The following is a 14391-nucleotide window of genomic DNA, read 5'->3' as shown; positions in this document are numbered from 1 at the left end:
ATCATGACCGTGGAAGTCTTGAGCCTGGGTAATGAGCCGTTGCCGCAGGAGCCCGCGCCTGCGCAGAAAACCTCGGGTTACAACCCCAACAGCCCGGTGCAGGTGCTGGGCGCCGGGCCACTGAGTGAACAGGCGCGCGCGCGGTTGACGGACGAGGAGCGCAAGCAGATCAGTTTGTAAGTTTCAGAAGGACCTCTCGATGTACCGTTTGGGGCGATCAATGATCGCCCCGTTTTTTTGCACTAGGGATTATCCTTGAGGTTCTTGAACGCCTCGATGCGTTTGATCAGGCCCGGTTTTTTCGCCGAGTCGGCATTGCCGAACAGAAACGAGAAGTCCGACGCCAACCCCGAGGTGCCGGCAATCGCCGCGTACTGATGACAGGCGTTGCAATTGTCGTTCTGCACGTAGGTCTCCAGAGTCGTGTTGGCCACCGGCACACTTTGGTCGCTGACATACGGCCCGTAGGACAGCGGCGTCTTCACATTCGGCCCCGGCCCCGGCTCGTTGGGCGCGTTGGGGGTCTTGGACCACAGCACATTCACCAGTTTGTAGTACTGGAACACCGACTGGCCCTGGCTCTGCTGGGCAAAGGTCTGCTGCACTGCCGTGTTCAACGCCTGCATGTCCTGGGGCGTGGCGTTTGCGCGCGTGGCCTGCACCGGCTGCTCCAGCGGGGTACAGTCGGGCGGCGTGTGGGTCGCGTCACATTGCACGCGCGCCACGTTGGGCGTGCAGGCGCTGCCGGTGCAGGCCGGGTTGTTGAAGCTGTAGCCCTGGGGCGGTGCGGCGCCGCCGTCGGGCACGTTGTCGACCTGTTCGAAGGTGCTCCAGATAAAGTTCGGCTGGGTCTGGGTCTTGTTGATGATATGCAGGCCCACCAAGCCCACCACCTCCTGGGTGCATTGCAGGGTGTCAGGGCGTTGCAGCCAGGCCACGGTGGTGAGGTAACGTGCATACAACTCGGGTTTGTGGGTGAGCACGCGCCACGCGGCCTTGAGCTCCAGGGCGCCCAGTTCTTCCTGGGGCAGGGCCTTGGCCGGCAGCTCGCGCACCAGCTTGCCCGCCGGCAACGACAGGCCTGCGGGGTGCCGGTTGTCGCTGTTCTGCGCCACGATCAATTGGTTGGCGGCGTCGTACAGCGCGTTATCGACGATGTAGTCGAACTCGGCCTTGCCGACCTTGCGTTCGAAGAACACCAGGTTACCCGACTGGTCCGTCAGCCAGCCGCCGGAGGCTTCCATGATCGAGTCGGGCAGGGTCACCTGGGTGCCGCTGGACAAGTGGAAACGGTGCTTGCGGTTGATCGCGCTTTCGGAGGTGGCCGTGATGAACTTACGCGCCCCGCTGGAAAACCCCTTGAGGCTGCCGCCGGCGCTGCAATTGGACGGTACCAGGGTTTCCACGCCCCAACCGGACGGCTTGGCTGCGCCGGGCAGGAAGATGTCGTTGGCATCCTTGTAGCTGGCCCACACCGGAGCCGTGCTCATCGGTTGGCCCGGCGCCTGCGGTACACCAAACTGGGCGGCGCTGCTTTGCGTGTCCGGCTGGCCGGCCAGGCTCGGGTTGGCCGGCCAGCCGGGGTTCACCGGCCAGTTCATGGCGATAAACAACTGCCAGCCGAAACAATTGAGAAAGTCCTGTTCGGTACCGAAATTGTTTACCGGCAGGAAGCCGCCACTGGTGGGGTCGAACACCAATTGGCTGACGCAGGTCTGGGCGTCCGACGCGGCGCTGGCGGGGGGCGAGGCCAGCCACAGGGCGCAGATTACCCAGCACAACACATTCAAGCGGGCCCGACGCAGCGGGCGAGGCCATCTGTTCATGATCGCATTCCTTGCTCAAGGCTCAGGGGGGGCCGCCCACGCCAGGCATGGGCGGCCCGAGGGCAGTCAGGCGCCGGGCACCAGGGCCAGGCCGCTTTCCCATGGGTGCTCGGTCGCGCTGGGGTTGGCGGCTTCGCTCGGGTTCAGCGCGCGTACGCTGACCAGCCCTGGCGTGGCCGTGCTGCTGACCGTGACGGTCATGATGTAGCCCTGGGTGCCGCCGCTGTCGGTCTGGCCGGGAATCGCCGAGGCGTCCGGCAGGAATTGGGTGACCTCGGCACTGATGCCAGGATTGGAAAACTGCACCCTGGCGTCGGCTGCGCTGGTCTTCAGGTCGGCGCCTTGCACCACCAGCACGAACTGCCCCGAGGTGCCCGGCGCAAAACTCGCCGGCAAGTCGCTGGGGGACTGGCCGTAGAACAGGTCCAGCGGCAGCAGTTGCACGGGCCAGGGCTGTGCATCGGTGTTGTTGGCCGCGACGCAATCGCACTCTTTTGGCGTTGCGGTGAGCGGGGCGGGCGTTACGCTGAGGGCCACATCCAGCTGCTCGGCGATCACCCACACGTAGTTGATCGGCGTGCCGTTGATGGTGATGTCATTGATCGAGAAGCCGGCGCTCTGCGGCACCTCGAACACCGCCTGCAGGATCTGGTCGGAGTTGTTCGGGCCGGTTCCGGCAGTGCCACGGGTGACGCGCCAGTAACTGCTCACATCCTGGCCCTGTGGGCCTTTCCAGGTGCTGAACGAGGTGGGTTGCTGCAAGTAAAGGCCAATCGGGTTGGTCAGCGAAATCAGGTTTTTCACCGCCGCCTGGTTGGCCGAGAAACCAATGTGCGGGTCGGAATTGCGGTAGTTCTGCCCGTATTGGGCGCAGCAGATCAGGCTTTGCTGGTTACGGCTGCTGTTGAGCGGGCGCAGGATGGTGGCCGCCGCCGCCAGGTAGATCTCGGCGCTCAGGGTGTTGGGGCCGGAGGTCAGGTGCATCGCGCCGCCCGAAACACCCGGTATACGCACGGTGCCGCTGTTCCATTTGTTCACGGTGTCGTAGGCCGGGCGGCCGGTGGTTGCGTCGATCACCGGGTCGCCGGCGTTGCCGGTCGGGCCATTGGCGGTGTAGCGCAGGTACAGGTCTTCAAGTTTGACCTGGGGGTCGACATACGCCTGGTACAGCCCCAGCACCGCATTCGGGTCGATGTTCCACATGGTCAGGAAGTAGGCCGGGTTTTCGCTGGTGAACATGATGCTGCGCATGTTGCCGTCGGGGTCGCGGGTGATCGACCACTCGCAATACTCATCGAGCCAGCCGCGTGGGCCCGACGGCGAAAAGTCGGCGTAGGGCCCGTTCCAGTTGATCGATTTGCACAGTACGCTGGGGATTTGCAGCTGGGTGGCGGCCGGGTCCGGGTACAGCGAATAGAGGGTGCCGTTGAGGGTGATCTGGCCGTGGTCGGTCAACGCCATCACCTGGTCCAGGGTCATGGCCTGGCCATTCAACTGCGGCACCACGGCCGCGCCGTTGTTGTAGAAGAACGTCCACAGCCGATTGGGAAACGGCTGCCAGGTGATGGTGACTGGCGTCTGCGTGCCGTAGCCGCTTTCGATGGGGTTGTAATAGCCCGAACGCGGCGCGTCGTTGAGGTTGGACCAGGGGTTGCCGATGACCGACATCTGGGTCCAGCCGGTGACGTTGTTATTCCAGTCGGTTTCGAAGGTCGACAGCTGGTCTTCCAGGCCCAGCTTGTTGTAGTCCTTGGGCGCTTGTTCGGCGGGGGAGGTAAATTGGGTGAAGGGTGTGCTCATGTTGGTTCTCCAGCATTGTTGTTGATAGACGTGGAGCAGCAACCGGCACCCGCAGCGGGGCCGGGGGAGGTTTGGCGTGGGTCGTCCCACACCAGTTGGGCGACAAAGCCAGGCAGCGGCGCGTAGGCGTCAGGCGTCAACACCTGGCCACTGTCGAGATGGGTCACGATCAGCGATAACTGCGCCGCATCAGTCGATGCGAGGTTCAAGGCCTTGACGCAGCGCGCGGCATTCAGCGCGCGCGAGACGCCCTGGGTGATGCAGCGTCCCTTGTCATCCACCAGGCCCATGCCGATGCGGCTGAAGCGCCCGACGTAATGCGGGTTATCCGCGCTCACCTGCTGCACCGTGGCGTGCGGCTGGTTGAGGAAAACGTCGATCAGGAAGGTGTCGTGGGTGCAGCGCACGTGGTCGAACACCACCCACGGCCCGCTGCCTTGTGCCTGCGCCTGGCAGCAGGGCCTGGCTACCGCGAATTGCGGGGCTACCGGGGCGCCGTAGTCGTAGCCGATGTGCCGGCTGTCCTGGGCCATGTCGCCCAGGGTGGTATAGCGCCAGGCATCGGCACTGGTGAAGCTCACGTCGCGGGCCGTATGCCCGGCGAACGGTTGCAGCAGGCACTGGGTGGTGTATTGCGCAGCCGGGTTGGCGCGCATCCACACTTCGAGCATGCGGTCGATATTGGCGTGGTAGGAATAGAACACCGGGTCAAAGGCGGTGTAGGCGTTATCGGCCATGTCGCCGCCAATCCAGCCGTGGTAGTTATCGTGGGGCTGCTCGTAGAGCCCGTCGAAATTCAGCGCGCGGTTGGGGTACAGGTTGTCCGGCTGCGGCGGGTCGAAACGTGTGATGTTGGCCCAGGGGTAACCCGGCACACCCTGGGGCTGGCTGAAGGTGGTGAAGGCCAGCGCGTCCACCACCTGCTGCTGGAAGATCCGGCTCATGCCGTACAACCGCGTGCGCTCGACGCGAAACGCCTCGCCCTGGGTGTAGAACAGCGGGTTGCGTTGCACATACAGGCAGTCCACGTCCTGCACCGTGCGGTTGGCGCAGACCTTCGAGCGGCCATCCTTGGCCGCCGCGTAGCGCAGCGGGTTGCGCCGCACCTCACCGGTGGCCGGGTGCACGTAGGTTTCATCGAGAAACGCCTGGGGCAGCCCGGCCTGCGGACTGCCGTCGACACTGGCGTCTGCGGCCATCCAGTCCCAGTAGGGGATCGCACAGTCGATCAGCGCCTCCAGGTACAGCAGGTAAGCGCGATGCCACAAGGCGAAGGCTTCCTGGTAATGCAGGCACCAGTTGGTATGGATGTAGGCGTAGCGCTGCCAGGGCGAGCCGCTGTCGGGGTCGCCGATGTGCATCACGTCGTCCAGGCGTGCGCGGTACTGGTTCAACTGGTCCGGGCTGAGGGCGCGGATGTCCTGGCGCACGCGCTTGACGGGCAGCGGCAGTGCCGGCGGGGGGATGCGCTCGGCCACGTCGAACGGCGAGGCGGCATTCAGGCGCCAGCCCTGATTGACCCACAGGCGAAAGGTTTCCAACGCATCCATGGGCCAGAATTGCTGCTGGTCGGTGGTCAGCGGCATGTTGCGCGAGGCGAGGTGCTGGTAGATGGTTTGCGACCAGGTCTTGACCGAACTCGGGTCTTCCAGGAACACCTCGTAGGCATTCATGCAGCCCACCCACGTGGCGGCCACGGCGGCGCGTTCGGCAGGCGGTATCCAGTAGGGCGCGCTGAAAAGTCCTTGGATATCAGCGGCCCACGTCGGTTTCGCGACTATCATAAGATCCCTCTCATGCCGCCCAAGGCCAGGTATTGGCCGGGCTGCTAAGCTGAATCGATGTTAACTAGCCACTGCGCAGGATTTGTGCAAATTGGCCCGTCTCTGCGACGGATTTATTGCATTTTTCAAGGACGATTTTGAAACGATGACAGACGCCATGGATTTGAAAATTCTGGGCAGGCTGCAAAAGGATTGCGGTCAGAGCCTGGATTTGTTGAGCGACAGCGTGGGGCTGTCGTCCACCAGCTGTTACCGGCGCATTCGCCGCATGGAAAGCGTGGGGATTATCAAGGCCAAGGTGGCGGTGCTGGATGAGCGCAAGCTGGGGATCCAGGTGACTGCGTTTTTCCTGATCAAGCTGGATAAGGACAGCAACGATATTGATCGCAAGATGCAGCACATTCTTGCGAGCCGTCCGGAGATTCAGGATTGCTACCTGCTGACGGGGGAATTTGATTTTGTGATGGTTGCCAAGTTTCGGGATGCCACGGAGTACACCGAATATATCTATCGTTTTTTGGATACTTATCGGGATATTCCGATTCGGACTTATTCGTCGACGCTGGTGGTGCGTACGGTCAAGAAGTCCTATGAACTGCCGTTGCAGGGGGTGGGGTTTGGTGCGGGGTAGAGGCTTTTGGTTAGCCAAATAACGGGCATGCCCCCGATCAAGAATTGCCCCCCACCCAATCAAAAATGAAGCTTTCATGACAAAAGTTCGGTAGCCCCACGCCACTCCCGTCTCTCCTGTGTACCGCGCTTGAGAACGCCAGAAAGGCGCTCTTTTCAGCCGTAAGCAGGATGCCAGGAGTGGGGCGATGGGAACTATGGAACGTTATTCGAAAGTGGGCATGCAGGAGCTCGATCAGCGCCTGTCGAAGATCGTCGAAGCAGCGCGCAAGAAGCCGGTGTCGGTTTACCGCTATGGCGCGCCGTGGGTGTGGATCGTCTCCCAGGACGATTGGCAGGGCGCTTTGAAGGAAGTGTCCAGCTACATCCCTTCGGGCCATTCCCTGGTCCTGCTGCGCCCACAGATCGACGACGTGCTCGACCAGCATCGTGACTGGCTGGGCGCCGAACCCTCGATGTCGATCGCCCCGCAGACCGTGCTGCAGATCCTGCTGCTGCAGCTTTTGTATTCGGTACCCAGCGAGCAGCAATTGCATGAGCAGTTGAACTACAACCTGCTGTTCCGCTGGTTCGTCGGCCTGGACCTGCACCAGAAGGTCTGGAGCATCCACGTGTTGACCCGCGACATCGCCACGCTGCTGAACAACCCGCGTGCGGTGCAACTTATCCAGAAAATCATCGGTGACGTGTTTTGTGGCGCCTTGCTGCACATGCCGGAGTTCTCACTGAACTTCGCCCTGTTGCATACCTGGCTGGCACGCCACGGCAGCACTTCGGTCGCCAGTAATTGAGCCGACCATACGCCGCGCCATCGTCGGCGGTGCAAAAAATCAGAATCTCAGGGGGCGGTGTGGAGCATCTGTTGAAATTAACGCTGGCGCTGTGTTGCGTAACGCTGGGGAGCCTCACGCACGCGGCGCTGGCCGAGGAAGCAGCGCCGGCGCGCAAGGTGGACGTCAACGAGTACTTCGTGCGCGGCAATACCGTGCTCGATGCGGCCACGATCGAAGAGGCGGTGTCCCCGTTCCTGGGGCCGCAAAAGACCCTGGACGATATCGAAGGCGCCCGCGATGCGCTGCAGAAGATCTACCAGGCGCGCGGCTACCAGTCGGTGTTTGTCGAGCTGCCTGAACAGAAGGTCGATGACGGCATTGTCTACCTGCAAGTCAGCGAAACCAAGGTTGGCCGGGTGCGGGTGGTCGGTGCCAAGCATTACTCGCCGGTGGAAATCCGTGAGCAGGTGCCGGCCCTGGAAGAGGGCGCGGTGCCGGACTTCGCCACGGTGCAGACCCAACTGGCCGGCCTCAACCGAGGGGCGGGGCGCCAGGTCACGCCGCTGGTGCGTGAAGGCCAGCGCCCGGGCACCATGGACGTGGACTTGCAGGTGGAAGACCAGAACCCCTGGCACGCCAGCCTTGGCCTGAACAACGACTACAGCGCCGACACCGAGGAACTGCGCTCGGTCGCGACCGTCGGTTACGACAACCTCTGGCAACTGGGCCACAGCATTTCCCTGACGTACTTCACCGCGCCCCAGGACACCGAGAATGCCAAGGTCTGGTCGGGTTCCTACAGTGCGCCGCTGAATGAACGCTGGACGCTGCAGTTCTCCGGTTACCAGTCCGACAGCAACATCGCCACCATTGGCGGCAGCAACGTGCTGGGCAAGGGCCACTCCTACGGCGTGTCAGCCATCTACAGCCTGCCGGCGGCCGGCAACTGGGCCAATTCGTTTTCCCTCGGGGTCGATTTCAAGGACTTCGACGAGCAGATGAAATTCGGCTCCAGCAGCGACCAGGTGCCGCTCAAGTACGCACCGATGACCTTCGGCTACAACGGCTACCGCTACACCGAGCAATCGCAATTGGGCCTCGGCCTGAGCCTGGTGGTGGGCACTCGTGCATTTTTCGGCTACGGCAGCGACGCCGAGGCGTTCGATTACAAGCGCTACAAGGCCAGTGCCAGTTTTGCCGTGCTCAAGGGCGACCTGAATTACAGCTACACCTTTGCCAACGATTGGCAGTCGGCAACCAAGGGCGGCTTCCAGCTGGCCTCGGGGCCACTGGTGTCCAACGAGCAGTATTCCGCCGGCGGCGCCACCTCGGTGCGCGGCTACCTGGCGGCGGAGCGCACCGGGGATGAGGGGTATTTGCTCTCCCAGGAATTGCGCACCCCATCCCTGGCCAAGTTCCTCGGCAGCTACGTGCAGGAGTGGCGCTTCTATGCATTCGCCGAAGGTGCGCGCCTGCGCCTGCACGACCCGCTGCCCGAGCAGGAAGACGAATACAGCCTGGCCAGTGTCGGCCTGGGCACCCGCGCCAGTTTGAGCAAGTGGTTGTCCGGCAGCCTGGATTGGGGTTACCCGCTGCTCGATGGACCGAACACCCAGAAACAGGACTCGCGGCTGCACTTCAGTGTGCAGGCGACTTTCTGACTTTTTCTTCCGGAGACTTCACCCATGCAACGCCTATTTCTGAGCCTGTTGATCTGCCTGGGCTTCGCGCTCCCGGCCACCGCCCATGCCTGGTGGCAAGACGACTGGCACTACCGCAAGCAGATCTCGGTGGACACCACCGCCCAGGGCGCCGCGATCAGCCAGGCCTTGGGCCGAACCGCACTGCTGGTGCGCCTGCACACCGGCAATTTCACCTTTGATGGGGTCAAGGACGACGGCAGCGACTTGCGCTTTGTGAGTGCCGACGACAAGACCGTGTTCAACCACCAGATCGAAAGCTTCGACCCGCTGATGGGCATGGCGCTGATCTGGGTCGATGTGCCGAAAGTCGAAGGCGGCCAGCGCCAGGACCTGTGGATGTATTACGGCAACCAGAAGGCTGCGGCGAGCGCCAACGGCCAGCTGACGTTCGACCCCAATTACACCGCGCTCTACCACTTTGACGGCGCCAACGGCACACCGGCCCGCGACACCACGGCCTATGCCAATACGTCGGTGAACGCCACCGGCGCCGCCATCGACGGCGTCATCGGCCGCGCCCTGCAGTTCAGCGGCCAGCCGTTGCTGTTGCCCGCCAGCCCATCGTTGCAACACAGCGCCGGCGGCGCGTTCACCTTCAGTGCCTGGTTGCGCCTCGATCAGGCGAGTGGCGAGCAAGTGCTGCTGGCCCGGCGTGACGGCCCCCACAGCCTGCTGGTTGGGCTGAACCAGGGCATGCCGTTTGTAGAAGTGGACGGCCAGCGCGCGGTGTCGACCCAGCCGCTGAACCCGGGCCAATGGCAGCACCTGGCGTTCACCGCCGAGGGCGAAAAAATCACGCTGTATGTGAACGGCCGCGAAACCGCGACCCTCGCCGTGGCGTTGCCGGCATTCAATTCCCAACTGGCCATTGGTGCCGATCTGCCGGAAGCAGGCAGCTCGCACTTGCCGTTCGCCGGGGCCATCGATGAGTTGCGCGTGTCCAAGGTGGCCCGCCCGGCCGCGCTGCTGCTGGCCGATGCGAGTGCCCAGGGAGCCGAGTCGAAACTGGTGGCTTACGGTGTGGATGAGGAACAGTCGGGCTTTGGTTTCGGCAGCCTGGGCTTTTTGCTCAACGCCGTGCCGGTGGACGCCTGGGTGATCATCCTGGTGCTGGTGGCGATGATGTTTCAGTCGTGGGTGATCATGTTGCGCAAGAACCGCCAGGTCAGCCGTGTGAGCCGTTCCAACGAGGTGTTCCGCGAGCACTTCGCGCAGATCGGCACCCGCCTGGAGATGTATGCCGACGACGCGCAATTGGGTGAGCGCCTGACCCATTCTTCGCTGTGGCGCCTGTACCTGGTGGCCGTCAAGGAGATCCGTACCCGGCGTGCCCAGGGCGCCGACACCTCGTCGGTGTCGGCCGCCACCATCGAAGCCATCCGTTGCTCCATGGACGGCGTGCGCACCCGCGAAAACCAGGCACTCAGTGCCAAGCTTTCGACCCTGTCCAACGCCATCGCCGGCGGCCCGTACATCGGTCTGCTCGGTACGGTGCTGGGGATCATGGTGGTGTTCCTCGGCACGGCGATGGCCGGCGACGTCAACATCAACGCGATCGCCCCCGGCATGGCGGCGGCCTTGCTGGCCACGGCCATGGGGCTGTTCGTCGCGATCCCGGCGTTGTTTGGCTACAACCGCTTGATCACGCGCAACAAGGAGGTCAGCGCGGACATGCGCGTGTTTGTCGACGAGTTCATCACGCGCCTGGCGGAGATGCACGGTGAGAGCCAGCACAGTGAGGCCGCGCACCGTCGTGACCATCACGCACCGGTTCCGGCCTGAGGAGAATCGCCATGGCTTCCGTAAATGCCTCCCACGACGATGACGATGACGCCGCCGTCGACAGTATCAACATCACGCCGCTGGTGGACGTGCTGATGGTGGTGCTGGTGATGTTTATCCTCACCGCCACCGCCCAGGTCTCGGGCATCCAGATTCACCTGCCCAAGGCCAGCGCCTCGGTGTCGCTGTCCGAGGCCAAGACCAAGGCCATCTCCGTGAATGACGGCGGCCAGGTGTTCCTCGACGCCTACCCGGTGACCCTCGGCGAGCTCGAAGAACGCCTGCGTATCGAGAAGGCGCTGAACCCGGACTTTCCGGTGATCGTGCGCGGCGACGCCATGGTGCAGTACCAGAAGGTCATCGAGGTGCTCGACCTGCTGCGCCGCCTGGAGCTGTCCCAGGTCGGGCTGGTCACCGGCAAACCGAGCCAGGGCTGAGCCATGACCGCACAGATCCCGATTGCGCCGTTGCCAGTGAAAAAGAAGCCGCCATTGCGCCCGCTGAAGTGGGGCGCCGGCCTGTTGCTCGGCGCCGTGGCGGCCTGGTTCTTGTGGCAGTGGGCCAATGACATGAGCGGCGTACGCCGTGAAGCGCCCAAGGTGCCGACGATTATTCCGTTGCCGCCACCGCCGCCGCCACCGCCGGAAAAACCCAAGGAGCCCGAGCCCCAGGTCGAGGAAAAAGTCCCGGAGCCGGTGCCCAGCCCGGAACCCGAAGAGGTCAAGCCGGCCGAGGAGGCACCGCCGTCGCCAAACGAAGACCTGGCCAACCCGATGCAGATCGACGGCGACGCCCAGTCCGGCAATGACGGTTTCAATATCGGCGCCGGCAAGGGCGGCGGCATGGCCGGCAGCGGTGGCGGCGGGCTGGGTACCGGCACCTACAAGCAGTACCTGGCCGGCACCTATCAACGCTTGATGCGCGAAGACCCGGAGCTGCGCAAGAAGGCCTTCTCGATACAGATAGACCTGTGGCTGGGCGCCGATGGTCAGGTCACCAAGGCGTTGGTGGCCAAGTCCAGCGGGGATGCCGAGACCGACGCGCAGATGCTCGCATTGATACAGGCACCGCGTGCCACGCAGAAGCCGCCGGCGTCGTTGACGCTGCCCATGCGTTTGTCCCTCAAGGGGCGGCGCCCGGATTGATTGAAACCTCTTATCTACGGTTTTTTACAGGAGTTGCGTACACATGATTTCCCCCGTGAATCGACTGACCCTGGCGGTTGGCATGGTCATCGCGACCCTGGTCGGGCAAGCGGCGGCAGCCCCGGTTGCGCCTTCGGAAAACGTCACCATCAACCTGATCCGCCTGCTGGTGCAGCAAGGTGTGCTGACCCAGGACACCGCCAATGGGCTGATCGCCCAGGCCGAAAAAGAAGCCCAGCAGGCCCGCCAGGCCAACGCTGCGCCGGTGGTCGCCAGTGGCCCGGCGACCGCGCCTGGCGATGTGCGCGTGCAGTACGTGCCGCAGGCGGTGCGTGACCAGATCCGTGACCAGGTCAAAGCCGAAGTCATGTCCACCGCGAAGAAGGAAAACTGGGCACAGCCCAATACCTTCCCCGACTGGATCTCGCGCATCAGTTTTGATGGCGATATCCGTCTGCGCGACGAGTCGCGTTACTTCTCGGGCAATAACAGCAACAACATCACCGATTTCGCGAAGCTCAATGACACCGGCCCGTACGACGTCAACAAAAACTCCAACACCAAGTTCCCACCGCTGATCAACACCCGCGAAGACCGCGAAAACCTGTTTCGCCTGCGGGCACGCCTGGGCATGAAAGCGGTGATCTCGCCGGAATGGACCGCCGGCATTCGTATCGCCACCGGCTCCGACAATAACCCGGTGTCGACCACCCAGACCCTGGGCGGCGGCTTTGGCAAAAAAGACATCTGGCTCGACCAGGGTTACCTGAGCTGGAAAACCACCGACTACATGACCCTGACCGCCGGGCGCATTGGCAACCCGTTCTACTCCACCGACATGATGTATTCCAACGACCTCAACTTCGACGGCGTGGCCGCGATCTTCAACCACAGCCTCAACAGCGAGTGGGGCCTGTTCGGTACCCTCGGCGCCTTCCCGGTCGACTACACCTCCGACACCGCCAGCACCAATGGCATCGACAAGGAAGACAGCGACACTAAATGGCTGTTTGGCGGGCAGATCGGCGCTGACTGGAAGATCAACCGCAGCAACCGCCTCAAACTCGCCGCGGCCTACTACCAGTTCCAGGACATCGAAGGCGAACGCTCCAGCCCTTGCTCGACATGGGCCGGCGCGGCGGGTTGCGACACCGACGGCACACGCGTGGCCTTCATGCAAAAAGGCAACACCGTGTTCAACCTGCGCAACAACACCACCAACCCGGCTGATCCGGCCCGCACGCCCGACCCGCAGTACGTAGGCCTGGCGTCCAAGTTCGATGTGCTGGACCTCAACCTGGTGTGGGACAGCGAGCTGCCGAGCGATTTCAAACTGCGCAGCCAGGCCAACTTCATTCACAACCTGGCCTACGACAAGGGCGAGATGCTCAAGCGCAGCGAAGGCGAGATCGTCAACAACATCAACAGCAATGGCCAGTTTGAAAGTGGCGGCAACGCGCTGATGGTCTCGTTCACCCTCGGCAGCGCCCTGGAGATGCGCAAACGCGGCGACTGGAACCTGTTGGCCGGCTACAAGTACATCCAGCCGGACGCCTTGCCCGACGGCTTCAACGACTCGTCGTTCCACCTGGGCGGTACCAACGCCAAGGGGTATTTCATTGGCGGCAACTACGGTATCGACAAGAACATCTACGCCAGTGCGCGATGGTTGAGCGCCTCCGAAGTGTATGGCCAGCCGTTTGAAGTCGATGTGATGCAACTGGAACTCAACACGCGCTTTTAAGGCGCAGGGAGATGCCACATGAACACGCGAATCTGCGCGCTGTTACTGCTGCTGGTCACCAGCGGCGCCTCGGCCGAAGGCATGGAGGAGCGCCTGCGCACCCAACTGCGCAGCACCACCCAGCAATTGCAGGCGCTGCAAAGCGAGCAGGCCCAGGCCAGCGCGGCGCGGATTGCCGCCGAAACCCAGGCCAAGCAGGCCCAGGCGCAAATCAAGCAGTTGACCGCCGAACTCGAAAAGACCCGTGGCGTGGCCGAACAAATGGCCGGCCAGCAACAGAGTTTGCACAGCCAGGCGCAAGCCCAGGTGGCGGCGAGCAATGAGCAGATCGGCAAGTTCAAGAAGGCCTATGAGGAACTGCTGGTACTCGCCAAGGGCAAGGAGGCCGAACGTGCCCGCTTGCAGGCGCAACTGACTGAACGTGACACACAAGTGCAGCAATGTTCAGTCAAGAATCAACAGATGTACGGCGTGGCCCGGCAGCTGCTGGCGGCCTACGAAAAAATCGACGTGGCCGAGGTGATGAGTATTCGCCAGCCCTTCGCCAGCGCCGCGCGGGTCAAGTTCGAGGAGCTCGCCCAGGGCTTTGGCGACGATCTGTACAAGAGCCGTTTCGATGCGCCCCAGGCGGGCGTCAACCATTGATCGACAAGGAAGCACCGAGCATGAACGAATTGATCACCAGCGTGACCACCCAGAGCCTCACCGAACTGCTGCAGGAAGCCGGCTATCGGGTCAACCAGAGCGAACAGAACGGCATCGTGCAATTGCTCAGCGCCAGCCAGGGCATCGGCTACGCCGTGCGCTTCGGCAACCCGGCGGCGGAGCAGGGCAGCTATGTGGATTTCACCTACAGCTGCGCGTTGCGCGTGCAGGGCGAGCTGCCTGAAGGCCTGGCCCAGGTGTGGAACGCGTCGCGGCGTTTTGCGCGGTTGTCGGTGCAGGGTGAATTTTTGCTGATGGAAATGGACGTGGTGGTGGCGGGCGTCGGCGCTGCGCACCTGCGCAGCCAACTGGAGTTGTGGGACCGACTGCTGCAGGAATTCATCGTTTACCTGCGTGAATACAGCCAGCAAGCCGCGCAGCTGCAGGCCGCAGCGGTGGGCGAAGAGGCGCCGGTCCTGTGAAAAAACCAACCCTGATGGTCGGCGCGGGGGCGTTGGCCGTGCTGGTCGTAGCGGTGGCGCTGTGCTTGCGCCCAGGC

At 63.1% G+C, this 14391-nt stretch carries 13 protein-coding genes; 10 read left to right on the top strand and 3 right to left on the bottom strand.

From position 1 onward, the window contains the following. Positions 1 to 180: hypothetical protein (locus WBR57_RS29105; RefSeq protein WP_424088825.1), on the top strand; the 180-nt coding region annotated here is incomplete at its 5' end. Between the two features lie 62 nt (positions 181 to 242). Here WBR57_RS29105 and WBR57_RS29100 read toward each other — a convergent pair. From WBR57_RS29100 to WBR57_RS29090, 3 genes are all read right to left on the bottom strand, one after another. Beyond that, positions 243 to 1826 carry a hypothetical protein gene (locus WBR57_RS29100; protein WP_424088823.1) on the bottom strand — a complete coding sequence of 528 codons (1584 nt, stop codon included), beginning with the start codon at positions 1824 to 1826 and terminating at the stop codon, positions 243 to 245. Between the two features lie 66 nt (positions 1827 to 1892). Then, positions 1893 to 3626 (bottom strand): hypothetical protein, encoded by a 1734-nt coding sequence (locus WBR57_RS29095; RefSeq protein WP_424088821.1) that lies wholly within the window; start codon positions 3624 to 3626, stop codon positions 1893 to 1895. After that, positions 3623 to 5410: a tyrosinase family protein gene (locus WBR57_RS29090; protein ID WP_424088819.1), complete on the bottom strand. Its 1788-nt coding sequence runs from the start codon at positions 5408 to 5410 to the stop codon at positions 3623 to 3625. Before WBR57_RS29090 ends, WBR57_RS29095 begins: the two co-directional genes overlap by 4 nt. Positions 5411 to 5555: 145 nt before the next feature. Between WBR57_RS29090 and WBR57_RS29085 the strand changes: the two genes are divergently transcribed. The 9 genes from WBR57_RS29085 (at position 5556) to WBR57_RS29045 (ending at position 14314) form a co-directional block, all read left to right on the top strand. Beyond that, positions 5556 to 6041, top strand: coding sequence for an Lrp/AsnC family transcriptional regulator (locus tag WBR57_RS29085; RefSeq protein WP_424088829.1), 486 nt, complete (start codon positions 5556 to 5558; stop codon positions 6039 to 6041). A gap of 196 nt (positions 6042 to 6237) precedes the next feature. Continuing rightward, positions 6238 to 6831: a transposase gene (locus WBR57_RS29080; protein ID WP_424088827.1), complete on the top strand. Its 594-nt coding sequence runs from the start codon at positions 6238 to 6240 to the stop codon at positions 6829 to 6831. A 59-nt stretch (positions 6832 to 6890) separates the two neighbouring features. Further along, positions 6891 to 8474 (top strand): ShlB/FhaC/HecB family hemolysin secretion/activation protein, encoded by a 1584-nt coding sequence (locus WBR57_RS29075; RefSeq protein WP_424088817.1) that lies wholly within the window; start codon positions 6891 to 6893, stop codon positions 8472 to 8474. Positions 8475 to 8498: 24 nt separating this feature from the next. Continuing rightward, on the top strand, positions 8499 to 10298 hold the full coding sequence (locus WBR57_RS29070; RefSeq protein ID WP_424088815.1) for a DUF2341 domain-containing protein: 1800 nt from the start codon (positions 8499 to 8501) through the stop codon (positions 10296 to 10298). A gap of 11 nt (positions 10299 to 10309) precedes the next feature. Beyond that, positions 10310 to 10735 (top strand): ExbD/TolR family protein, encoded by a 426-nt coding sequence (locus WBR57_RS29065; RefSeq protein WP_010211136.1) that lies wholly within the window; start codon positions 10310 to 10312, stop codon positions 10733 to 10735. A gap of 3 nt (positions 10736 to 10738) precedes the next feature. Beyond that, positions 10739 to 11443: an energy transducer TonB family protein gene (locus WBR57_RS29060; protein ID WP_424088812.1), complete on the top strand. Its 705-nt coding sequence runs from the start codon at positions 10739 to 10741 to the stop codon at positions 11441 to 11443. 43 nt (positions 11444 to 11486) lie between these two features. Next, positions 11487 to 13187 carry a putative porin gene (locus WBR57_RS29055; protein ID WP_424088811.1) on the top strand — a complete coding sequence of 567 codons (1701 nt, stop codon included), beginning with the start codon at positions 11487 to 11489 and terminating at the stop codon, positions 13185 to 13187. Positions 13188 to 13205: 18 nt separating this feature from the next. Continuing rightward, entirely contained in the window at positions 13206 to 13832 is a 627-nt protein-coding gene (locus WBR57_RS29050) for a DNA repair protein (protein ID WP_424088809.1), read from the top strand. A gap of 20 nt (positions 13833 to 13852) precedes the next feature. After that, entirely contained in the window at positions 13853 to 14314 is a 462-nt protein-coding gene (locus WBR57_RS29045; RefSeq protein ID WP_424088808.1) for a YbjN domain-containing protein, read from the top strand. Positions 14315 to 14391 lie beyond the last annotated feature (77 nt).

The sequence above is a fragment of the Pseudomonas sp. genome, from assembly GCF_049590575.1.
GTDB lineage: Bacteria > Pseudomonadota > Gammaproteobacteria > Pseudomonadales > Pseudomonadaceae > Aquipseudomonas.
This window is presented reverse-complemented; position numbering and strand designations above follow the sequence as displayed.